The organism is Psychrobacillus insolitus (assembly GCF_003254155.1).
In the GTDB taxonomy this organism is placed as follows: Bacteria; Bacillota; Bacilli; order Bacillales_A; family Planococcaceae; genus Psychrobacillus; species Psychrobacillus insolitus.
This window is the reverse complement of the sequence record NZ_QKZI01000007.1, coordinates 63,371-86,527: the sequence shown is the minus strand read 5'-3', so window position 1 is coordinate 86,527 and position 23,157 is coordinate 63,371. Positions and strand designations below refer to the sequence as shown.

Annotated in this window: 23 protein-coding genes and 3 riboswitches; of the genes, 17 read left to right on the top strand and 6 right to left on the bottom strand. The window is 36.4% G+C overall.

What is annotated here, in order from left to right; all coding sequences use genetic code 11:
- The first annotated feature begins 17 nt into the window (after window positions 1-17).
- Entirely contained in the window at window positions 18-401 is a 384-nt protein-coding gene (locus tag C7437_RS13685; protein WP_111440320.1) for an iron chaperone, read from the top strand.
- A gap of 454 nt (window positions 402-855) precedes the next feature.
- On the opposite strand, the gene C7437_RS13680 is transcribed toward C7437_RS13685, so the two are convergent.
- The 3 genes from C7437_RS13680 to C7437_RS13670 form a co-directional block, all read right to left on the bottom strand.
- Window positions 856-1,602, bottom strand: coding sequence for an amino acid ABC transporter ATP-binding protein (locus C7437_RS13680; RefSeq protein WP_111440318.1), 747 nt, complete (start codon window positions 1,600-1,602; stop codon window positions 856-858).
- 14 nt (window positions 1,603-1,616) lie between these two features.
- Window positions 1,617-2,276 (bottom strand): amino acid ABC transporter permease, encoded by a 660-nt coding sequence (locus C7437_RS13675; protein WP_111440316.1) that lies wholly within the window; start codon window positions 2,274-2,276, stop codon window positions 1,617-1,619.
- Window positions 2,277-2,370: 94 nt separating this feature from the next.
- Complete coding sequence (locus C7437_RS13670) at window positions 2,371-3,162, bottom strand: amino acid ABC transporter substrate-binding protein (RefSeq protein ID WP_111440315.1); 792 nt, start codon at window positions 3,160-3,162, stop codon at window positions 2,371-2,373.
- 383 nt (window positions 3,163-3,545) lie between these two features.
- Between C7437_RS13670 and C7437_RS13665 the strand changes: the two genes are divergently transcribed.
- The 8 genes from C7437_RS13665 to C7437_RS13630 all read left to right on the top strand — a co-directional run bounded on the left by C7437_RS13665 (window position 3,546) and on the right by C7437_RS13630 (window position 10,967).
- Window positions 3,546-3,932, top strand: coding sequence for a hypothetical protein (locus C7437_RS13665; protein ID WP_111440313.1), 387 nt, complete (start codon window positions 3,546-3,548; stop codon window positions 3,930-3,932).
- Window positions 3,933-4,093: 161 nt separating this feature from the next.
- A riboswitch (TPP riboswitch) is annotated at window positions 4,094-4,200 on the top strand.
- A gap of 69 nt (window positions 4,201-4,269) precedes the next feature.
- Window positions 4,270-4,359: riboswitch (TPP riboswitch) on the top strand.
- Between the two features lie 106 nt (window positions 4,360-4,465).
- On the top strand, window positions 4,466-5,203 hold the full coding sequence (locus C7437_RS13660) for an ABC transporter ATP-binding protein (protein ID WP_111440409.1): 738 nt from the start codon (window positions 4,466-4,468) through the stop codon (window positions 5,201-5,203).
- A complete protein-coding gene (locus tag C7437_RS13655; RefSeq protein ID WP_111440312.1) occupies window positions 5,190-5,960 on the top strand; it encodes an ABC transporter permease in 771 nt (256 codons plus the stop codon). The genes C7437_RS13660 and C7437_RS13655 overlap by 14 nt, the downstream gene beginning before the upstream one ends.
- Before the next feature lie 14 nt (window positions 5,961-5,974).
- Entirely contained in the window at window positions 5,975-6,976 is a 1,002-nt protein-coding gene (locus tag C7437_RS13650; protein WP_111440310.1) for an ABC transporter substrate-binding protein, read from the top strand.
- Window positions 6,977-6,997: 21 nt separating this feature from the next.
- On the top strand, window positions 6,998-7,513 hold the full coding sequence (gene thiW, locus C7437_RS13645; RefSeq protein WP_111440308.1) for an energy coupling factor transporter S component ThiW: 516 nt from the start codon (window positions 6,998-7,000) through the stop codon (window positions 7,511-7,513).
- A gap of 862 nt (window positions 7,514-8,375) precedes the next feature.
- Window positions 8,376-9,389 carry a glutathione S-transferase family protein gene (locus C7437_RS13640; RefSeq protein ID WP_111440307.1) on the top strand — a complete coding sequence of 338 codons (1,014 nt, stop codon included), beginning with the start codon at window positions 8,376-8,378 and terminating at the stop codon, window positions 9,387-9,389.
- Window positions 9,390-9,425: 36 nt separating this feature from the next.
- Window positions 9,426-10,424 (top strand): glutathione S-transferase family protein, encoded by a 999-nt coding sequence (locus tag C7437_RS13635; RefSeq protein WP_111440305.1) that lies wholly within the window; start codon window positions 9,426-9,428, stop codon window positions 10,422-10,424.
- Between the two features lie 39 nt (window positions 10,425-10,463).
- Window positions 10,464-10,967, top strand: a complete 504-nt coding sequence (locus C7437_RS13630) for a GNAT family N-acetyltransferase (protein ID WP_111440304.1) — start codon at window positions 10,464-10,466, stop codon at window positions 10,965-10,967.
- Between the two features lie 404 nt (window positions 10,968-11,371).
- On the opposite strand, the gene C7437_RS13620 is transcribed toward C7437_RS13630, so the two are convergent.
- Complete coding sequence (locus C7437_RS13620; RefSeq protein ID WP_111440302.1) at window positions 11,372-12,685, bottom strand: anaerobic C4-dicarboxylate transporter family protein; 1,314 nt, start codon at window positions 12,683-12,685, stop codon at window positions 11,372-11,374.
- Window positions 12,686-12,911: 226 nt separating this feature from the next.
- Between C7437_RS13620 and C7437_RS13615 the strand changes: the two genes are divergently transcribed.
- Window positions 12,912-13,067, top strand: coding sequence for a DUF1540 domain-containing protein (locus tag C7437_RS13615; protein ID WP_111440300.1), 156 nt, complete (start codon window positions 12,912-12,914; stop codon window positions 13,065-13,067).
- A 249-nt stretch (window positions 13,068-13,316) separates the two neighbouring features.
- Here the strand turns inward: C7437_RS13615 and C7437_RS13610 are convergent, their stop codons facing one another.
- A complete protein-coding gene (locus C7437_RS13610; RefSeq protein WP_111440299.1) occupies window positions 13,317-14,771 on the bottom strand; it encodes a phospholipase D family protein in 1,455 nt (484 codons plus the stop codon).
- Between the two features lie 236 nt (window positions 14,772-15,007).
- Between C7437_RS13610 and C7437_RS13605 the strand changes: the two genes are divergently transcribed.
- On the top strand, window positions 15,008-16,216 hold the full coding sequence (locus C7437_RS13605; protein ID WP_111440298.1) for a CaiB/BaiF CoA transferase family protein: 1,209 nt from the start codon (window positions 15,008-15,010) through the stop codon (window positions 16,214-16,216).
- A 32-nt stretch (window positions 16,217-16,248) separates the two neighbouring features.
- Entirely contained in the window at window positions 16,249-17,844 is a 1,596-nt protein-coding gene (locus C7437_RS13600; RefSeq protein ID WP_111440296.1) for a long-chain-fatty-acid--CoA ligase, read from the top strand.
- Between the two features lie 49 nt (window positions 17,845-17,893).
- Here the strand turns inward: C7437_RS13600 and C7437_RS13595 are convergent, their stop codons facing one another.
- Window positions 17,894-18,376 (bottom strand): QueT transporter family protein, encoded by a 483-nt coding sequence (locus tag C7437_RS13595; RefSeq protein WP_111440295.1) that lies wholly within the window; start codon window positions 18,374-18,376, stop codon window positions 17,894-17,896.
- Between the two features lie 7 nt (window positions 18,377-18,383).
- Window positions 18,384-18,428: riboswitch (PreQ1 riboswitch) on the bottom strand.
- A 169-nt stretch (window positions 18,429-18,597) separates the two neighbouring features.
- Between C7437_RS13595 and C7437_RS13590 the strand changes: the two genes are divergently transcribed.
- From C7437_RS13590 to C7437_RS13565, 5 genes are all read left to right on the top strand, one after another.
- Window positions 18,598-19,407: an alpha/beta hydrolase family protein gene (locus tag C7437_RS13590; protein WP_111440293.1), complete on the top strand. Its 810-nt coding sequence runs from the start codon at window positions 18,598-18,600 to the stop codon at window positions 19,405-19,407.
- A 120-nt stretch (window positions 19,408-19,527) separates the two neighbouring features.
- The gene (locus tag C7437_RS13585; protein ID WP_111440292.1) at window positions 19,528-20,412 is read left to right on the top strand and encodes a DMT family transporter; all 885 of its coding nucleotides are present in this window, start codon (window positions 19,528-19,530) and stop codon (window positions 20,410-20,412) included.
- Window positions 20,413-20,547: 135 nt separating this feature from the next.
- Entirely contained in the window at window positions 20,548-21,525 is a 978-nt protein-coding gene (locus C7437_RS13580) for a ring-cleaving dioxygenase (protein ID WP_111440290.1), read from the top strand.
- 80 nt (window positions 21,526-21,605) lie between these two features.
- Window positions 21,606-22,913 (top strand): MBL fold metallo-hydrolase, encoded by a 1,308-nt coding sequence (locus tag C7437_RS13570; protein WP_245909296.1) that lies wholly within the window; start codon window positions 21,606-21,608, stop codon window positions 22,911-22,913.
- Complete coding sequence (locus tag C7437_RS13565) at window positions 22,900-23,148, top strand: DUF3006 domain-containing protein (protein WP_111440285.1); 249 nt, start codon at window positions 22,900-22,902, stop codon at window positions 23,146-23,148. The genes C7437_RS13570 and C7437_RS13565 overlap by 14 nt, the downstream gene beginning before the upstream one ends.
- The last annotated feature ends 9 nt before the right edge of the window (window positions 23,149-23,157 follow it).

The following is a 23,157-nucleotide window of genomic DNA, read 5'->3' as shown; positions in this document are numbered from 1 at the left end:
TAATGAAAGGAGCTATTATGGAAGGAAATAAAACTAGTTTTCAATCAATAGATGAATATATTTCAACATTTCCTCCAGAGGTCCAGGAAATATTACAAACATTAAGGCAAGTAATAAAAGAGTCTGCACCAGATGCAATAGAAAAGATAAGCTATCAAATGCCCACTTTCGCGTTACATGGAAATTTGGTACATTTCGCTGCTTTTAAAAATCATATCGGATTTTACCCAGGTGCTAGCGGAATCGCTTCTTTTCAACATAAACTATCTGCGTATAAACATGCAAAAGGATCCGTTCAGTTTCCTATAGGCAAGCCAATTCCTTCCGAGTTAATAAGTGAGATTGTTACATTTAGAGTTACTGAGAATATTAAGCAAGCAGAAGAAAAAGTGAAAAAGTGAAAAAGAAGAAATAGTTTAAAATAGCACCCCAGTGATAGTAACAAATAGAGGTTGTACAATATATGACGCTGGTGAAAAAAATCCTGATCCACGCTGATTTCGTTACGAGCGGACGCTTTCCGTGGGGCGTGCGGTGAGCCTCCTCGTCGCGAAAACCGCGCTCCTGTGGGGTCTCACCTGTCACGCTAATCCCACCGGAGTCGCCGCTCGGAACGAAATCAGCAAAGAGAATATAGGAAACTTAAGTTCAAATAGATCTAGAAAACAAGCCTTGAAAAACCACATAAAAAGACTGCCTCAAAAATCAGTTTTACTGACTTTCTGGACAGTCCCGCGACAAATAAATAAATCAATTATAGCCGACTAAAATTCTTCACCAACGACATTTAATAGAGAACCCAAATAGAGGACTATTTGAATCTGTCACTGGGTGCTAGGCTAGTTTATTCGTTACTTACTTCAAATTACGACGGAGGAATGCTTTTGTTCGGTCGAACTGTGGGTTTTCAAAAAACTCAGTTGGTGATCCAGATTCAACGATTTCGCCATTGTCCATGAAGACTACGCGATTTGCCACTTCTTTGGCAAAGCCCATTTCGTGGGTTACGACAATCATTGTCATATGTTCTTCTGCGAGGTCTTTCATTACTTGCAAAACTTCCCCTGTTAATTCAGGGTCAAGTGCAGATGTTGGTTCATCGAACAATAAAATTTCTGGATTTAACATTAAAGCACGAGCAATGGCAACGCGTTGTTTTTGACCACCTGACAGTTTTGCAGGATGCGTGTTAGAAAAATTAGCTAGTCCTATTTTTTCTAAAAGTTCATCACTACGCTTACTAATTACTGCCAAAGATTCTCTCTTTAACAACCGAGGTGCTACTTCAAGATTCTCCTTGACTGTAAGATGCGGAAATAAATTAAAGTGTTGAAAAACCATGCCCATTTTAGAGGTAATTTGTTTTATGTCTTGTTGCTTTGGATAGACACCATCTTTCACTAGATAGTCACCATCAACGGAAATACTACCGCCTTCGATTGTTTCTAGATGAACTAAGCTGCGGAGCATCGTACTTTTACCTGATCCAGAGGGGCCAATAACCGCCACTACATCATTTTTATTCACATCAAATGTAATTTGTTTTAATACATCCAGACTGCCAAATGATTTTTTGAGTTTTGATATTTCAATAATTGCCATAGTGTTTCTCCTCCTTATTCAAATGTGTAGCGACGCTCAATCCACTTAAAGAATAACGTTAATAGTAATGTCATGACTAAGTAAATAGCACCAGCAACAAAGAAAGGCATAATTGTAAAGTCGCGGTTTACCGCTGTTTGAGCAAAGTGCAATAGCTCTGGTACAGCAACTGCATACAATAGAGCTGTATCCTTCACTAGCGTCACCGATTCATTTGCTAAAGATGGCAATGCTATGCGGAACATTTGCGGTACAACAATGCGTGTCATCGTTTGCCATTTGTTCAAGCCAAGTACTTTCGCTGCTTCATATTGGCCCTTATCAATTGCCAATAGACCACCACGGAAAATTTCAGCAAAATAAGCAGCATAGTTTAAGACGAAGCCGAGACAAGCTGCAACAAATCGGTCTAGTACTAGATATTGACCGATACCCGGAATCATTGGTAAACCGAAGCAAATGATTAATAATTGTAGTAAAAGTGGAGTACCACGCATCACGTAAATATATATTTGTGCTAGCCAAGATAGTGTTTTAAAGCTACTTTTTACAGCAAGTGTCAATAAAAAGCCTAGTGGAATTGACAGCACAATAGCGATTAAAAACAGCAAAATCGTCATTTTAGAACCTTCAAGCATAGGTATCAGAATGCTTATAAAATAATCCCAAGTCATCGTGTTGTTCCTCCTTAAGAAAGATTGTTCAATTGCTTCATTAAAATGCAAAACAGGGTTTCCACTGGAAATCCTGTTTTGTATTCTATCGATTTTATTTTAATACTTTATCTTCGCCAAGCCATTTGATTGAAATTTCTTCAGCAGTGCCGTCGGTATTCATTTCATCAAGTGCAGTTTGTACTTTGTTTTGTAATTCTTCATTTCCTTTTTTAATACCTACAGCATATTCTTCAGGAGCAAGTTCTTCTTCTAGAATTTTGAAAGTATCTTTTTGTGTAGTCATATAGTAGTTAATAACAATTTCGTCGATAACTACTGCATCTAGACGACCACTTTTTAAGTCACTTAGGGCAGTTACGTTGTCAGAGAACTCTGTTACAGTTTTGATGTCTTCACTGATTGGGTTTCCAGCTAATGCATCTGATGCAGAAGAAAGTGATTGTAACCCTACTACTTTACCAGCTAAATCATCTAATTTACTAAGTTCTGAGTCAGCTAATGTTACGACCACTTGAGCATTTGCTAAATATGGTTTTGTAAATAGAACTTTCTCTTTACGCTCATCCGTAACTGTATAACCGTTCCAAATTAAATCTATTCGACCACTATTTAGTTCTGCTTCTTTTGTTTTCCAATCGATTGGTTGGAATTCTATTTCAACAGCCATTTTTTCAGCTGCTGCTTTTGCAAGATCAATGTCAAATCCAACAATTTCGTTATTTTCATCGCGGAATCCCATTGGTGCAAATTTATCATCTATACCAATTACCAATGTTTCTTTCTCTTCTGCTTTTTCGCCTGTTTTTGAAGATGAATCAGAACATGCAGCCAAAAGTCCAAAAACGGCTACAAGTAGCATTGTTATCATTGCAAAACGTTTCATATGTCAACGCCTACCTTTACTATTCTATTTTACTTTAGTGTGTTAGCACACTAATTGACCAACCAATTATAACAAGTACTAATGTGTATGACAATAGACTTTTAGTGAACATAATAAGTATTCTTCCCTAGTATGCTTTCAATACAATATTACTTATTAAATAGAATTTTCCGTAATTATTTTATTCGCACAATTGAATACATTAAAATGGAGAAGAAAACAAATGTATGACGGAAGCAGCAGATAAAGATACCTGATGGACTACTTATGTATCTATAAACGAATAGAGCATTGTATAATAGAAGAAACTTAGACATGATTAGATGTAGTGATGCAACTAGACCATCCTGCGTATCAAAAATTACTGATAGAAGGTGATTAAGATGATTGATTATATGGTATTTGATGTTATGTTGTTTGATGACGTTATCGCAAATGTACAATTGAAACCAGAAAATGGGTCTACACCCTATGTGAAAAATTATATTTCAGGGTTTAATAAACAGTTTTCGCCAAACATGGAAGGTCATATTTCACTAGATGAACTTGAAAGTTGGCTGAAGTGGCGTACATTTCCTAAAAGTCGCGAGAATGCAAAAGAACTACTAGCTGCGCTCGGTCTAAATGCGTATAATCGCTGGGGAATTGTGCATAAAACGCATGGTGTCATGGCAGATGATGAAATGTGGCTCCGTTTCAAAGGGGAGGAAGATTTACGTCACCGAGATGTGTGTCTGAGAAAAGACGTATATTATCCAACATTAACTTAGGGTGAAGTTTAATTTAATAAATAGAAAATGGGTAGTCTTTATCATTTCTTCTTTCGCGCATCCATGAGTGCTAGAAAACTTACAACGTATTTTACACGGGAAAAATTAGTAGAAGAACTTGCATAATTGGGTAGGAATGTTATGCTAACTATGAAAATAAAATAACTCACTAGGGGTGTCTGGTAACAGACTGAGAATGAACAATAGTTCTAAACCCTTTGAACCTGATCTAGTTTACGCTAGCGGAGGAAAGTGCGGAATGTTTAAATGATGCTGTCAAACATACCCCACTCGATTTTTGATGGGGATTTTTTTATGGGATAAGAAAACTTAATATTGAATCTACTAGGGGCGCCGATTTGGCTGAGATGAACCCTTTGGACCTGATCTAGGTAATACTAGCGTAGGAAAGTAGTTTCGACTGACATACATTTGTAATGTGCCAGGCTACGAAACCACTTTCTATATTAGAAAGTGGTTATTTTTTTTGTTGCGAATTTTATACAAATAAAGCGATGGAAGTAGGTGGGGAAATGACAGTTGTTGTGAAGAATGTTTCATACGCTTTCGAAAAAAATGGAGAGAGTGTGATTTCTAATTTAAATATGGAAGTTCGACAAGGTGAGTTTGTGTCGTTAATCGGCAAAAGTGGAACAGGGAAAAGTACAATCTTAAGATTACTAACAGGACTACTTAAACAAGATGAAGGAGAAATTTTACTTAGAAATAAAGAAATTGCACTTGGTGATGTAGGATATATGCCACAGAAAGATTTGTTGCTCCCATGGCGAACTGTTCTTGACAATATAATGATGGCATCTGAAATTCAAAAGGATTTACAGCTGACAAAGGAAGAGGCAAGAAAGTGGTTGGAGCGTGTTGGCTTAAAAGAATATGAAAGTGCTCTTCCTAAACAATTATCTGGAGGTATGAAGCAAAGGGTAGCATTTTTGCGTACACTGCTGACAGGAAAAGATGTGTTGTTACTTGACGAACCATTTGGAGCACTTGATGCGCTTACGAAAAAAGAGATGCAATCTTGGTTATTATCCATTTGGCAAGATTTAAACAAGACGATAATATTCATTACGCATGATTTAGAAGAGGCTGTGTATTTAAGTGATCGCATATTTTTATTACATCGCAACAAAAAAGTAGAAGAAATAGTAGTAGATTTGCCAAGGCCACGTGATCCTGACATATTCCATTCTGAAAAGATGATGGCATTACGGTTGGAATTGGAAAAGAGGATTTCAAATGAAACAGATTAAAAAATGGTTGCAAACATATAGTTTATTTTGCTTATTTACAATCATTTTATTAGTAATTGTGGAAGTGCTTGTTCGAAAGGGAATTGTGCCGAACTTTATTATTCCAGCGCCAACTGGAGTAGTGAGGACGATTGTTGAAAACTGGAAACCTCTACTTTTAGAGCATTTAAGTGTAACGATGTTGGAGTTTTTAATTGGGTTTGCTATTACGGTCATCGGCGGTATAGCGCTAGCTGTTAGCATGTTTTTTTCAAAGATAGTCGAAAAAATAGTTTATCCAGCTGTAGTTATTTCGCAAATGATTCCGATTATTGCGCTGTCCCCAATATTTGTGATGTGGTTTGGCTATTCAATTTGGAGTAAGGTTGCCGTCACAGTCCTTATTTCCTTTTTCCCAATTGTCGTCAGTACGTATGATGGGTTGAAGTCGTGCGACAAAGAGTACGTCGAATTATTACATTCGATGGGTGCCACGCGTTTTCAAATATTCAAGAAGTTACATATCCCAATGGCTCTTCCTTCCTTTTTCTCAGGATTTAAGTTAGCAATTGTGTTTGCTTTAGTAGGAGCAACGATTGGAGAATGGCTTGGAGCTAGTAAAGGGCTAGGTTATTACAGTCGCAGAATGTCTGGCAATTTAAATGCAGAAGGTGTTTTTGCGGCGATTACGATATTAACCATTTTAGGTATTCTATTATTTGCCCTTGCTTCATGGTTAGAAAAAAGAACGATATATAAATGGAAAGATACAGATTAGGAGATGGAGAGAAAATGAAAAAATGGATGTCTGGAATTTTAGCGGTAATGATCGTAGCAATTCTTGTTGGGTGTAGTGAAACGGAACAAACTGACTCTAATGAAAAAGAGCTAGAGGAAATAAGTATTATGCTAGATTGGTATCCAAACGCTGTGCATTCGGCAATCTATGTTGCAGAAGAAAAAGGATATTTTGAAGAGCAAGGGCTGGATGTAAAAATTGAAATGCCTGCAGATGCAAATGATCCATTGAAGCTAGCCGCTACAAGCAAAGTAGATTTAGCTATTAGCTATCAAAATCAAGTGATTTTATCAAGAGCAGAAGGCATTCCAGTTGTGTCAGTTGCTGCATATGTGAGACATTCACTCGATTCGATTATGATGAAAAAAGAAGTAGGAATTGAGTCTCCAAAGGATTTAGAAGGAAAAAATGTTGGTTATCCATCAACCGTTATTACGGAAGCGGTTATTCAAACTATGGTAGAAGCAGATGGCGGCGATTTTGAGAAAGTCACGATGACAGATGTAGGATGGGATTTGATGCCTGCGATTGCTACAGGTAATGTGGATGCGATTGGTGGAGGATATATCAATCATGAATATGTTCTATTGAACAAAGAAGGATATGATATGAACTTATTGAAATTAAGTGATTACGGTGTACCAGACAATTATGAATTGGTTATTGTTGCAGGAGAAGACACATTTAATAAGAAGAAAGAGACGATTAAAAAGTTTTGGCAAGCTATTGAAAAGGGGCATGAATTTGTAAAGACTAATCCTGAAGAGGGATTACAAGTATTACTAGCCAATGAAAATGACGACTCTGCATTAGATAAAGAAGTAGAAACAGCGAGTCTAGAAATTCTCCTTCCGCTTATGGAGGACGACGGTGTGCCGTTTGGCTATCAGGAAGAAGAAAGCTGGCAAGAAGTGGCTGACTGGTTATATGAAATGGGTGTAATCGAGACACAAGTGGATCCGAAAGATATTGTGCAAAATATTGTTTCAAAATAAAGATTAAGGGGGATGACAGAGTTGGATAAAACGAGAAAACTTACTTATACGGCGATTATTGCCGCTATTACAACTATTTGTAGTAGCTTTGTTTATATTCCATTAGGTTTTGCGAAGGTATTTCCGATTCAGCACTTTGCCAATGTGTTATCGGCCGTATTACTTGGCCCATGGTATGCCGTTTTACAAGCATTACTTACGTCTACATTGCGAAATATGATGGGAACAGGTAGTTTATTTGCTTATCCAGGAAGCGTGATTGGAGCTCTTTTAGCAGCTCTCCTATTTTCAAAAACAAAAAAGATCGAGTATGCTGCGCTAGGTGAAGTTATTGGAACTGGCATACTTGGTGCTATGGCCACTTATCCGATTGCAATTTTATTTTTAGGCCAAGAAGCAGCACTGTTTGGATTTATACCTGCGTTTACTATGAGCTCATTTGTGGGAGCTCTCATGGGGTATGGCTTGCTCAAAGTGATGCTGAAAAACAAAGCATTTGGTGGAATACTAACTCATGTTAGCATGGGGAAAAAATAGTATCGAATTAACTAAACCAACTACAATGACTTAAATGTCGTTGTAGTTGGTTTTTTAAAGTATAAGAATTTCATCTTTTATTTGATGAATGGTCCTATCTTTTTTAGAGACAATTTTAAAACAGAATAATATTTTCTTCTAGTTATTTTATATAGGAAGAAGATGTTGCCCAAAATCCCCTGCCGAGACCCTTTGTCAGAATCAACCGGCCTACAATTTATGGATAAAACAAGAAAGCGCTCTTCAAAACCACTCCATCTAACAAAACCTACCCACCTTCAAAAATGCATAAAAACCACACACGACTTATCCGAAAATAAGTGCAAAAACAGGAGAAAAGTCTCTTGGGTGCACTTATTTTTGGATAAGTCGTATAGTCATTTTTCTATATTTTAAAAATCACGAAAAATAATTTAAATAGGAATATTAAACGTGTAATAATGTAGGTGAAGTTTTTTGGTTCACGTTTAGGAACTTCTGGTCGCTGTACGTGTTTTTCTTGTGAGGGACAGGACACAGTTTCGTTTTGGTTGCTAGCCACTCAAGTTAGTGTTTCGTTCCTGCGTTGTGGTTTTCTGACAAAGGGTACAAAGACGATAGAATTAACAGTTAGTTAACATTGTAAGATGTATAATTAAGGAAAATGGGAAAGGAAATAATTGGTGAAAGGAATTGATTCCAATCAAACTAGTTATTCGAAAATATTACATGACCTCATTAAAGCATCCGTCTTTATCTTTATCAAATAAATGAAAATAACTATACAGCACAGGGTTTATATCTTGACTTCAAGATAATAAACAAATAAAATGAATTAAACCAACAAGATGAGTATGCTTTATAAAAAGAAGGGGTGTATGAGATGTCAGAGAATGAACAACAAGCATTTTGCAATATAGACTTTAATAAAAAAGAAAACAAAATTGCAACGGCAGAAGCTACACACGAGATAAAAGAAGACGGTTCATTTGATCGTCAAAAAAACAGATTTTCTATTCCTTTTGGAAATAATGAAGGAGAGTTACCAGTAGAAAGTGGTCGCTATAGACTATTATGGGCTCCTATTTGTCCTTGGGCACACAGAGCAGTGATTGTTCGCAAACTTCTTGGATTAGAAGATGTTATAAGTTTAGGAACAGCTAATCCAGTTCGAACGGAAGAAGGATGGGAATTTTCTTTAGATGAAGGTGGAATAGATCCTGTTTTAGGAATCCGCTATTTAAAAGAAGTATATGAGGCAACAGATCCAGATTATAGTGGACGCGCGACAGTACCATCTATAGTGGATATTAAAACAAAGAAAGTAGTAAATAATGATTACTTTAGATTAACAAATTATTTGGAGACGTCTTGGGCACCGTTTCATAAAGAGGATGCGCCAGATCTATATCCGGAACATTTATATGCAGAGATCGATGCTTTAAATGACATCATCTTTCATGAAGTAAATAATGGCGTATATAAATGTGGATTTGCTCATTCGCAAGAAGCTTATGAGCAAGCGTATAATACCTTATTTGCAAGGTTAGATGAATTGGAAGAACGTTTATCTAATCAGCGTTACCTGTTTGGAGATGTTATGACGGATTCAGATATACGACTATATGTTACGTTAGCACGTTTTGATGTTGCTTATCATACTGCATTTAAAGCAAATAGAAATAGAATCGTTGACTTCCCAAATTTGTGGGCTTATGCACGTGATTTATATCAAACGCCAGGATTTGGAGATACAACAGACTTTGAATCCATTAAAAAAGGGTATTTTGCTTCTGCAAATGTCATTGAAAATCCATTAAAAATTGTACCTAAGGGACCAGATGTTTCTGGATGGAACACCCCTCATAACCGTGAACGTTTAAGCGTAAAAAAATAATGGATGAGTCATTAACCTAGAAAAGGATGAGGAAAAGTGGGAGAGACAAAAAAAGAAGTACCAGTAGAAGTTGATGAAAAAGGGAGATTTATTCGCCAAAAAAATCAGTTTGCAACACTGTTTGGAGATAAACCAGGTGAACTACCAGTTGAAGCAGGAAGATATCGACTGTTGTGGTCCCCGGTTTGTCCATGGGCACATCGTTCTGTCATTGTGCGAAGTGTACTAGGTTTAGAAGACGTGATAAGTTTAGGTACTGCTAGTCCAATGCGTCCAAATATCCCACGAGTAGACTGGGAGTTTTCTACAGATGAAAATGGAGTAGATCCGGTTTTAGGGATCCAATATATAAGTGAAGTTTATAAAAAAGCAGATCCTGATTACGAAGGCAGACCGACAGTGCCAGTTATTGTGGATGTGAAAGAACAAAAAGCAGTGAATAATGACTATTTCCGATTAACAAATCATTTGGAAACAGCTTGGGCACCGTTTCATAAAGAAAATGCCCCGGATTTATATCCAGAACATTTACGCGAAGAAATTGATGCTTTAAGTGATGTTATATTTCATGAAGTAAATAATGGCGTATATAAATGTGGTTTTGCTCGTTCTCAAGAAGCATATGAAGAGGCGTATGATATATTGTTTGATCGATTAGATGCATTAGAGCAACGCTTATCGACGCAACGCTTTTTGTTTGGTGACTATATTACAGATTCAGATGTTCGCCTATATGCTACACTTGCACGTTTTGATGTTGCTTATTATTCCGCTTTTAAAACAAATCGCAATCTAATTGTAGATTTCCAAAACTTATGGGGATATTTACGTGACTTGTATCAAACACCTGGATTTGGAGATACAACGAACTTTGAAGCGATTAAAATCCATTACCATTTATCTAATCATATTGCGAGTGATGATCAAAAAGGGAGAAATATTCTACCAAAGGGTCCAGATGTTTCTATCTTTACGACTCCGCATAACCGAGAAGCTTTGAGCAACAAAGAAGAGAAATTTCTTATTCACAAGTAAGTAAGTGTTAGTAAAGATAAGAGAAGGAGATGAGTTACATTGATTTTACGTGATGCTTTAGAACATGAATTAGCTTTTATTCGAGAAATTAGATTACATGCGTATGAGGAACATGCACAAAAAATTCCTGCAGACCACTGGAATGTCTTAAAAAAATCTATCCTTTCAGATGCGGATTTAAAGCCTGGTATTGAAAGAATTGTAGCAGTAATAGATGGTGAAATAGTGGGAAGTGTTGCATTATTTTCTCCTGATATAAAAGCATATGAAGGTTTACTGGAAGACGAACTTGATTATCCAGAACTACGGATGCTCGCTATTTCGTCCAAAGCTAGAGGTAAAGGGGTAGCAACAGCGCTCATAAACGAATGTATTTCGCGAGCGAAAGAAAAAGGTTTCCCAGCTATGGGGTTACATACCGCAGATTTTATGGAAGATGCGATAAAATTATATGAACACCTAGGCTTTGAAAGATTACCTCAATTTGACTTTGAACCAACAAATGATGGAATAATCGTAAAAGCATTTCGGATATCGTTATAACAACAAAAGAGGCTACCCAAAGTTTGTACTTTTGGGTCAGCCTCTTTTTTAGTTTTTCAAGTATCCTGTTGCTTTCTGATTCGGTGAAATGCTTACAAGTAGGATTATGCGCTTTTGAGCGTATTTTTTTGTTCGCTTTTTATTCTACAGGGAATCTCACTTATTCTCTTTATCCATTCGAACTTATGTTTCCAATATTCACTTTACTGATTTTCGTTCCGAGCGGCGACTCCAGTGGGATTAGCGTGACAGGTGAGACCCCACAGGAGCGCGGTTTTCGCGACGAGGAGGCTCACCGCACGCCCCACGGAAAGCGTCCGCTCGTAACGAAAATCAGCGCGGATCAGGATGTTATTTCACCAACATCATATATTATACAACCTCTTTTTTTACTTACAATATTCCTATAACAAAATCATACTAAGCAATATCCCAATTCCAACACTTACTATTGTTGCGATCAATCCTGGAATCATAAAACTGTGATTTAAAATATATTTTCCAATTCGAGTTGTTCCAGTTTGGTCAAAGTTAATAGCTGCAACAACAGTTGGGTAGTTCGGCATGAAGAAATAGCCATTAACAGCTGGGAACATTGCGATTAATAGTGCTGGACTTATTCCAAGTGTTAAACCAAGTGGCATAAGAGTTCGAACAGTTGCAGCTTGGCTATATAAAAGAATCGACAGAACGAACAACGCTAAGGCAAATAACCATGGTGCTGTAGTTACTAAATTTGAAATATTATTAGTAATGAATTCAGCATTCCCAGTAAAGAATGTGTCTCCCATCCAAGCAATACCAAAAATAGCGACAACAGCAGATGCACCTGCTTTAAATATACTTCCTCCCACAATTTCATCTACATTTGCTTTACAGAAAATAATAATCACTGCAGCAGCAGTAAGCATGATGATTTCAATGGCTACCGGCATAGCCATGCGAGTAAATTCTCCTTCTATTACCCAACCAGGTCTTAAGTCTTCAATTGAACCAAAGAAAACGATTGATATAGCAGCTAAAAGGAAAATAACAACGGATAATTTTGAACCTCTAGTTGCAATATACACTTTTTTATCTTTCTTAATTGGAGCTAGTCCTTCTTCTAGACGCTGTAAATAGATAGGATCCTCAGAAAGCTCTTTCCCCATTTTACTAGACACAAAAGCAGCAATCATACACGCGATAAAAGTAGAAGGTACACTAATCATTAAAATATCTAGCAGTGTAACATCAAAGTCTGTCAATATAGCTAGAAGTGCAACAGTTGCTGCTGAGATCGGACTTGCAGTGATTGCTTGTTGTGAAGCAATAACCGCGATGGACATCGGTCTTTCAGGTCTTACTCCAGATTCACGAGAAACTTCTGCAATGACTGGTAAAACAGAATAGGCTACATGTCCTGTTCCTGCACAGAAAGTAAATATATATGTAACAAGAGGAGCGATATACGTAATATATTTCGGATTTTTTCGTAATGCCTTTTCAGCGAGAAATACAAGGTATTCCAATCCACCAGCTGCTTGAAGCGCACCAGCTGCTGTGATAACGGATAAGATCATCAGCATGACATCTATTGGTGCAGAAGTAGGCTGTAAACCAAATACAAATACGAAAATGGCTAATCCAACTCCACCCATAACCCCAAGTCCTAATCCACCTAGACGGGCACCTATTATGATGCAGCTAAGCAGTATTAATAATTCTATCCAAAACATAATTTTCACTCCCAAATAAAGACATAGATTGTAAAAAACTTACTAAATTAATTCTATAACAAATTAGTACTTAAAAACCAACATAAAAGTTAACATTTTATGAATTTAGACAATCCACTTTATATGATCGTTAATATTAGTAAAAATGCATACATAGATCTCCATGTTTATAAGTATTATTCTTCCTCCATTTGTTCATGCTAATAAATGAGGAGGTGGAGTACAAATGGCTAAAGACGTTATGTGTGAAGTAAACAACTGTACGTATTGGGATTCAGGGAACAAGTGTAATGCAAAAGCAATTTATGTGGTAAGTAAAAAAGGTAATCATGCATCTACGAGTGAAGAAACAGATTGCAAAACATTTGAACCAGAAGCATAATATTTATTTTACCTAGTTCATGTGCCACGTGCTTGTTAAAAAAACCCGAATCTAGGTATAAACCATAGATTCGGGTCTTTCGCTTTTCTAAAATATAAGAAATTCTATAAAAATTCTGCATAATATGTCTAGCTCCAGCGCCTTGCCCCTCGGGGTCAAATGGGTAATTACTGCGGTGGCTGAGGAGCTGCCTCCTCGCAATTCCCCATTTGCCTGTCGGGACAGAGATAGGCGCTTCCGCTTTTCTCATTAATAAGTAGTAACTTTCATAAATTTCTGAAGTGTATATATCCATCGTTGCCACCAAGTATAGCTATCTTGAAACTCTTCAAGGTCAACTGTGTACATAGCATCTTCATTATTCCAAATACGTTCAAAATAGGATTCCATCTCTGTTGCAAGCTCACTATCGTTTGGTGCAATAACGCGTAAGTTCGCTTCTAAATTGTAATCATCTAATGTTCGTTCTGTATAGTTAGCCGAGCCACTTGAAATAATCGAATGTTCATTTGTTTGAATCCAAATTGCTTTCGTATGATATTGACCAATTACGGTATTGTACCAACGAACTTTCATTTTTCCATCCGTATCTTCCACCATTTCTTGCACTACTGGGCGATTGGGAAGTCCTGACTTTTCTTGGCCAAACGAGTTTTCATTAGGGTCAAGGATGATGTTTACATCTACTCCGCGATTTGAAGCATCAATTAATGCATTGATAATATCACGTTTTGCTACAAAAAACATACCAAGCCAAATTTTATCCCCTTTTTTAGTTTCTGCTAAATCAGCTAGTAGAGCGTCTAGTATTTTACTTTCCGTTACATATTGCACTTCGTATTGACCATCTATTTTCTTTATGTCCACACGAGGGAGCTCTGGACCTCCTGAAAATAGTGAAACAGCTTCTTCTGCTTCTAATATGTCATTCAATACAGGGCCTGTAACTTTTAGTGCAATATTGCCATGGAATCCACTTGCATCATGCGAATTGGACGAGGTAATCATGGCTTCTTTATCCGTAACGACTGCTTTACGGTGATTTGCTTTTATATTAAGTAATTCCATATAAGAAGCAATGGTCATTTTTGGCGCTTTACTTGCCATAGCATTTCCTATCCAACCTTCTCCACCTATATTAAACCACTGAAAAAATATTCGGTAAATACCAGAATATATTGGAACGGAATCACGTAATTGATTTAAATCTGTGTACACTATTTCTACACCAGATTCCCGCATTTTTTTAAACCATTCATTTTCATACGAACCATATCCGCGATTAATCGGGTCTGTTATAAATACGATAGGCATGTCAGGGTTTTCTGCCTTTTTGTTTACTAAATTAGTAGAAAGTGTATCTGCTATCTTCGGGAAATCTTTTTCTCCATCATAGTATCCATCAAACATGAAAAAATCGACAACGACAAATTCTTCTGCTTCGTCAATCATTGTATATACTTCCTCAAATATATTATTTTCATGCACCATACCTGTTCCATCTTGATCTTGAGCATAAGTCAAATCTGTTAAAAATTCGACCTTGTCCGTTTTATGAAGCTCTCCTGCATATGAAATCCCTTCAGGGAGCGGTTTAAATGTATGCCACAAAATAACAGCTAAAAAAATAAGTGCAAACATACCAATTGAACCCAGGATTATACGCTTTCTCTTACTCCATGACTTACTAGTCTTTTTCGTCACTTGTATTACCCCCAGCAAAAACTTGTTTTTACTGTGTTATTCCCGGTAGTAATAAAATACAAACCAAAGAATCATTACAATTACTTTTAATGACACCAATTTCTAATTTATTCTTTTACGATTCGACACTTTATCCTTTTATTCTTCAGAATATTTCATTGTATGTGTAAGGTTTTAATATTACAATAGAACACATGGCGGAATATTTAGAATATTACGAACGAAGGGGATGAAACATGGGGATCTTAAGTGGTTTGAAAATATTAGATTTCTCGACTTTGGTGCCTGGACCGTTTGCTACGATGATGCTCGCTGATATGGGAGCAGATGTGTTGAAAATAGAAGCTCCAAATCGAGAGGATTTAATAAAATATGAAGGTCCAATGGATGGAGAAGTATCTGCTACTTTTGCACACTTAAATCGTTCTAAACGTTCATTCGCATTAGATCTAAAGAAGCCAGAAGCACAAGAAATTGTCTACCAATTAATAAAGGAATACGATATTGTCGTAGAACAATTTCGACCGGGTGTCATGGAAAAACTGGGAATTGGATATGAAAAGTTAAAAGAAATAAATCCAGCTATTATATTCTGCTCTATCACGGGATATGGGCAAACTGGTCCACTTCGTAACCAGGCAGGTCATGATATTAACTATTTATCTTTAGCGGGTGTTTCCAGTTATTCTTCTAGAAAAGGTCAGGCTCCTATACCAGCTGGCGTACAAGTAGCGGATCTAGCAGGAGGTTCAATGCCAGCTATTATTGGAATATTAGCTGCAGTGTATCATAGACAAAAAAACGAGGAAGGCCAGCATATTGATATTAGTTTGACGGATGTATCGTTTTCGTTAAATGCGATGTATGGACCTAGTTTTTTAGTTGGAGGAATAGAGCCGACTGCTGAATCTTTACTGTTAAACGGTGGCTCTTTTTATGATTATTATGAAACAAGAGACAATCGATATATATCAGTAGGAAGCCTAGAGCCTCAGTTTCAAATAATGCTTTGTGAATTAGTTGGGGATCCTGGTTTGTTTAAACTTAGTAGTAGTGAGAACCGAGCAGATCAATTAGCGTTTAAAGATAAGCTCAAAAAAACCTTTAAAGAAAAGACATTGGATGAATGGAATACCATTCTTGAAAATGGATTTAATGGTTGTGTGGAGCCAGTATTAAATTTTTCAGAAGCTGTAGAACATCCACATATAAAGGCAAGAGAACTAGTAGTTTCTGTACCAAAATATGATGAAGGCTCACAAAAGCAAATTGCTTTTCCTATTAAGTTTTCAACACAACCAGCCGAGTACCGGTTTGCTGGGGTGCAAACAGGAACACATACTCATGAAGTTTTGGAAGAACTGGGCATAAATAGTGAGACGATTAAATCACTTAAAGAAAAAGGGGTTTTCGGTTCGATTAAACAAATAGAAAGCTCTATATAAAAAATTCATTTACAAAAGGGGAGTTGGATAGAATGTTTGCTGCATTAACACCATTAGATTGGAAAAGAAGAGCGATAAAATATTATCCAAAAAAAGTAGCAGTTATTGACGGCGATAAACAGTTTACATATAAAGAATTTGGACAACGTGCAGACAAATTATCTGCGGCGCTATTAAAAGCTGGTATTAAAAAAGGCGATCATGTCGCAGTCATGTTACCAAACACTCATTATATGCTAGAAAGCTTTTATGGAATTTGCCAAATAGGTGCTGTACTTGTACCTCTGAATTACCGACTGAATGCAGAGGACTTGGAGTATATCATTAAGCATAGTGACTCCAAAATGCTTATAGTAGATGAAGAATTTACTAGTCCTATTGAGGAAATTGGAAATCGTTTGCCTTTCGACCAAGTTATCGTTGTTTCTATAGAAGGGGAAACGAATTCATTGAATGGGGTAGATTTTGAAGCATTTATTGAACAAGACTTCGAAGATTTTACTTTACCAAAAACAGAAATTGATGAAAATCAGCTCCTTACATTAAATTATACGAGTGGAACTACATCTAAACCTAAAGGTGTTATGTTAACGCATCGTGGAAACTATATGAATGCGGCCAATTTCTTGTATCATTTGAGTGTAAAACATGATGATGTGTATCTGCACACTTTACCAATGTTCCACGCTAATGGTTGGGGTGGAGTATGGGCAATAACAGCGGCTGGTGCAACGCATGTATGTTTAAGAAAAGTTGATCCACCGCTTATTTTGAATTTATTTGCAGAACATCAAATATCCTTATTATGTGGTGCACCGACAGTGGTAAATATGTTGGTAAATGAACCATTGGCAAAAGAAATAAAAATTACTACAAATCCGCGAATGGCAATTGCAGGAGCCCCTCCAGCAGCTGCGCTTATTGCGAAAGCACAAGCAATTCTAGGGTTAAATATGATTCACGTGTATGGATTGACTGAAACTTCACCATTCATTTTATATAATGAATGGAAAAACGAATTTGATGAGAAATCACCTGATGAACAGGCTACGATTAAAGCGAGACAAGGAATTGAACTTGCTTTCAACGGAGAAACAAAAGTAGTAAACCAAGAAGATGGACAAGAAGTTGCGTGGAATGGGAAAGAACTTGGTGAAATTGTCACTCGAGGAAATGTAGTCATGGATGGTTATTACAAAGATCCCGAAAGAACTGCCGAAGCGATTAAAGACGGTTGGTTCTATACAGGAGATTTGGCCGTAACGTATCCTGATGGTTATATCGAAATTCAAGATAGAATAAAAGATATGATTATTTCTGGAGGAGAAAATATTTCTTCCACAGAAATTGAAGGTGTACTATATAAACATCCCGATATTTTAGAGGCTGCAGTTATTGCAATTCCTGATGAAAAATGGGGAGAAGTTCCAAAGGCAATTATCGTGCTTCATGAAGGAAAAATAGTTACAGAAAAAGAAATAATAGACTACTGCCGCTCGAATATGTCTCATTTCAAAGCACCAAAATCAATTGAATTTGTAGAGGCACTTCCAAAAACAGCAACAGGAAAACTACAAAAATTCCGTTTACGTGAACTGTACTGGAATGGCCCTAAAAAAGTAAATTAACAAATAAACTCCCTCAGGTGGTTTCACCAGAGGGAGTTTATTTTTATCATTAAATTAATGTTTTAAAATTCAATCGTTTATTTAAAGCTAGTATAATAGGAATACCTACTGCAAGGACAACAAATTCACCTGCTGCTACTGTTAACCATGTGTAGAAGAATGGAAAATCAAGAGCCAAATTTAATTCGAATGCAATAATAAACATTGTAAATGTAAACATTATCGTGTTAAAAATCATTCGTCCTAGACTTCCTTTTATATATTTAGAAGCGAGTATCGTAAGCGATAATGTGATAATCGAATGTGCAACCCCAAAAGTAAGATCATATAAACCGAGTGGAGAAAACATATTGGTTACGAATACACCGAGTACAATACCAAAAAAGTATTTTTTGTTGAACACGATCAGGTGATTAAACATTTCGGATACACGGAATTGAACTGCAGTAAATCCAAAAGGCGCCACCATTAGTGATACCGCAACATATAGTGCTGCAATAATACCGCTTATTGCAATTGTTTTAGTTTTCATTATTCATTTCTCCTTAGTTTTTTTCCGTGGGAGGTTTACGAACCACGTATTTGTTTAGCGCAAGTAGTAATGATATGCTTTCAAGCCGGGTGTGTCAAGAGGATATCCGATTTATTAAAATATCTATTTATTCAGAGTTATTGACTAATGGATAAATTTAATTTATAATACCTAGTAAATAGGTTTGTTTAGTCAGTAAGCGAATTGAAGGGGTGTTTTATATGATCAATCAATCAATTAATATTGTTTCCAATAAATTAAATCTTTCTGGAGTTTTAGAACTTCCTTTAAATAGCAGTTATACGCAAGTACCGCTTATTGTTTTCCTACATGGATTTGTTGGAAGTAAGGTAGGGGAACATCGTTTATTTGTGAAAGCTTCTCGATATTTCGTTGAAAAAGGGTATGGAGTTTTCCGTTTCGATTTTAGTGGGTGTGGAGAGAGTGACGGCGATTATGCGGATGTGACCGTTACAAATCAGTTAAATGAAGTTCAATCAGTATTGAACTATTTGTCTACTAATAAAAAAGTAGATGCAGAAAATATTATTTTAATTGGCCATAGTCTGGGTGGTGCAGTTGCTTCCATTACCGCAGCCAGAGATAAAAGAATTAGTAAACTAATCTTATGGTCTCCAGTTGGTAAACCGTTTGAAGATATTACAGGAATATTAGGTGAAGTTAATGTTGCAACTGCAAAATCTAAAGGAAAAGTGGATTACAATGGATTTTATGTTAGTCACAAATTTTTAGAAGACTTGAAAAATCATCAGCCACTAGAAGCAATTTGCTCCTACAAAGATGAGGCATTTATCATTCATGCAAAAGAGGATGAAGATGTGCCGAAAGAGCATGCGAATCGGTACTTTGAGGCACTTGACCAAAGAGGCTGTAAAAAAGAAGTAGATAAGCATTTTATAGATCATGCAGATCATACTTTTTCCAGCTATGCATTTGAAGAAGAATTATTTTCAAAATCCTTTAAATGGATAGAGAATTTCACTGCTTTTTCAACAAGAATAGCTCTCTAGTAAGAAGGATGCGCACTTGGTAATTATTATATTGCTAGGTGTGTATTTTTATTATGAAGTAATGCATAAACAATTTTCTCGCGCTATAATAAGGATACTTTAAAAATAGCGAGGGATTACATGCGACAATATCTTGGAGAAATAGGTTTAGTGATTACAGCAATTATTTGGGGAAGTGGATTTGTAGCTAGTGCAGTATCGTTAGAGTATTATACGCCCTATCAAATATTGGCTGGAAGATTTTTAATAGGCGTCATTTTATTAAGTCTAATTTTTTATAAAAAACTAAAGAACATAAAGAAAAGTACCCTTTTGAAAGGGACAGTTTTAGGGATATTTTTATACGCAGCTTTTGCACTTCAAACAATAGGGTTGCAATACACGACTCCATCTAAAAATGCGTTTTTAACAGCAGTCAATGTCGTAATTGTTCCATTTATCGGCTATTTCTTTTATAAACGCAAAATGGATATTTATGAGTTGAGCGGTGCGTTACTTGCTTTAATCGGTGTGGCGGTATTGTCGCTAAAACTATCATCTTCGTTAAATATTGGCGATATGCTGACCCTCGGTTGTGCTGTTGGGTTTGCGTTCCATATATTTTATACAGCGAAGTTTGTAAAAGAGGAAGACCCAATTCAGTTAACGATTATTCAAATGCTCGTAGCGGCAATATTGGCGTGGACTATGGTATTTATTCAGGGGGAAACGTCCTTTAGTTTCGAAACAGAAGGAGTATTAAACCTACTATACTTGGGTGTCTTTTCTACAACCATTGCTTATTTATTACAAACAGTTGCTCAAAAATACATTACTGAAACAAAGGCAGCTATCATTCTGTCAACCGAATCTTTCTGGGGCATGGCTTTTTCAGTCATGATTTTAAGTGAAGTGCTGACAGTAAAAATGGGGATTGGTGCAGTAATTATACTGATCGCCATTATAGTTTCAGAAACAAAGTTTAACTTTTTAAAAATAAATAAAAAATACCAAGATCTCACCTGAGTGGGTCTTGGTATTTTTTTAATGAGAAGAGTGTGTATTCATTTGGTTTGACTTCTTATTTTATACATGTTAAAATTACTTCGAATTAGAGATACTTAAATTAAAGATAACTGATTTCCTTAGGAGGAATAATAGATGAACCATTTAAAAGGTATGCACCATGTAACAGCGATTACTAGTAGCGCAGAAGAAAATTATAAATTTTTCACGTATGTATTAGGTATGCGTTTAGTAAAGAAAACAGTTAACCAAGATGATATTCAAACATATCACCTATTCTTTGCAGATGATGTTGGTGGAGCAGGTACGGATATGACATTCTTTGATTTCCCTAATATTCCAAAAGGTACTCATGGAACAGATGAAATTTATAAAACAGCTTTCCGTGTACCAACTGACGCAGCTTTAGATTACTGGGTAAAACGCTTTGATCGTCTAGATGTAAAACATACAGGTATTCAAGAACAATTCGGTACGAAAGTTCTTTCATTTGTGGACTTTGATGATCAACAATACCAATTGATTTCAGATGAAAATAATGAGGGAGTTGCTTCAGGAATTCCATGGCAAAATGGACCGGTTCCATTAGAGTATGCAATTACTGGACTTGGCCCAATTACTATTCGTATTGCTCAATTTGACTATATGAAAGAAGTATTAGAAAAAGTTATGTTATTTAAAGAAATTGCACAAGAAGGATCATTCCACTTATTTGAAGTTGGTGAAGGTGGAAACGGGGCACAAGTGATTGTGGAAAAAAATATCATTTTACCTCCTGGTCGCCAAGGATTTGGAACTGTTCACCATGCAGCGTTCCGCGTAGAAGACCGTGCTGTTCTAGATGAATGGACAGAACGTTTGGCAAGCTTTGGTTTCCAAACTTCTGGTTTTGTGGATCGCTTCTTCTTCCAATCATTATACGCACGAGTGGCACAAGGGATCTTGTTTGAGTTCGCAACAGATGGTCCAGGATTCATGGGAGACGAACCATACGAAACACTTGGAGAAAAACTATCATTACCTCCTTTCTTAGAGTCTAAACGTGAACATATTGAAGGTTTAGTTCGTCCAATTGATACTATTAGAAGTACAATTGAGTTTGTAAAAGAATAGTAAAAAATATGGTATAATTAATACTAAGAAAGAGTCGTATATGCTACGGCTCTTTTTCTTTTATAGAGAGAAGGAATTAAATGAAATACAAATTTCTCATGATGCTTACACTACTATTGTTATTAGTAGGTTGTACATTAGAAGAATCATCAAAGGAACCAGTAGTAGAACAAGAAGAACAAAAAGAACAAAAAGAACAACAAGAACAACAAGAACAACAAGTAGAACAAGTAGAACAAGTAGAACAAGTAGAACAAGTAGAACAAGTAGAAACAACTGCAATACCTATAAAACCAAGTGTAGAAATGGCCGTCCACTTTATCGATGTGGGACAGGGAGATTCCATTCTTATTCAGTCACCTAAAGGGAAAAATATGCTTATTGATGGTGGAAAAAAGGGTGCTGGTAAGCAAGTCGTATCTTATTTGCGTAAACAGGGCGTTGAAAATCTAGATTACGTTGTTGCCACACATCCTGATTCTGACCATATCGGTGGATTAATAACGGTGCTAAACTCTATTACAATAAACAATTTTGTCGATTCTGGGAAAACGCATACTTCTCAGACATATGAAGAAATGTTGCAACTCATTCTAGATAAAAAAATATCATACATTGTACCGTCTAAAGGGGAGCAAATTGCACTGGATCCCGGTCTTAAAGTTACCGTGATGAATGCAGGAGAGGATGCTGCTGATAATAATGAAGCATCTATTGTGTTAAAAGTACAATATGGAGAAGTATCCTTTTTGCTAACTGGAGATGCTGATATTGGTATTGAGCGGAGCATGCTTCAAGTATATGATTTGGAGTCTACTATTTTGAAAGCCGGTCATCACGGTTCGGATACGAGTAGTTCGGAAGATTTTATTCGAGTAGTAAATCCTAAAGTAGCTATTTTGAGTTATGGATTAGATAATTCCTATGGACATCCAAATGCATCAGTCGTTAACCAATTCCAAGAAATAGGGGCGGATGTTTATGCAACTGCTGAAGTTGGGAATATTACTGTGAAAACAAATGGAATAGATTATCGTGTAACAACAGAAAATTTGCCAGAAGAAAGTACTTCTGTACTAGTTACGTCAGAATCAACTATCGCAATTACGAGTAAAGATCTTCGAGAAGAAATTGTCGGCATCACGAATGATGGGGAATCTTCCATAAACTTAAAAGGTTGGCAATTGGTATCAGTCAGTGGTAATCAAACATTCAAGTTTCCAAATATATCTCTTGCAGCAGGGAAAACAATTTATATAACAAGTGGTCCAGATGCAGCAGAAGGGCAAGGGAATATAAAATGGACAAACGGACAAATGTGGTTAAATGATGGGGACGCAGCAAGACTTCTGAATGATAAAGGAGAGATAGTGAGTGAACTCAAATAAATACACACTAGACCGATTTGAAAAGGATATTGCCGTGTTTTTGAAATTTCCTGAGGAAGTGGAACAGCTTTTGATTGATCGTAACCTAATGACTGTATCCCTTCAAGAAGGGGACATCGTAGAAATAACACAATATAATGGAACGTATCATATTGAAGTTTTAGAAGATGAGATAAAAACCACTCGGGAGAGAGTTCAGAACTTGATCGAGCTGTTAAAGAAGAATAACAAATAAACGAGTAGT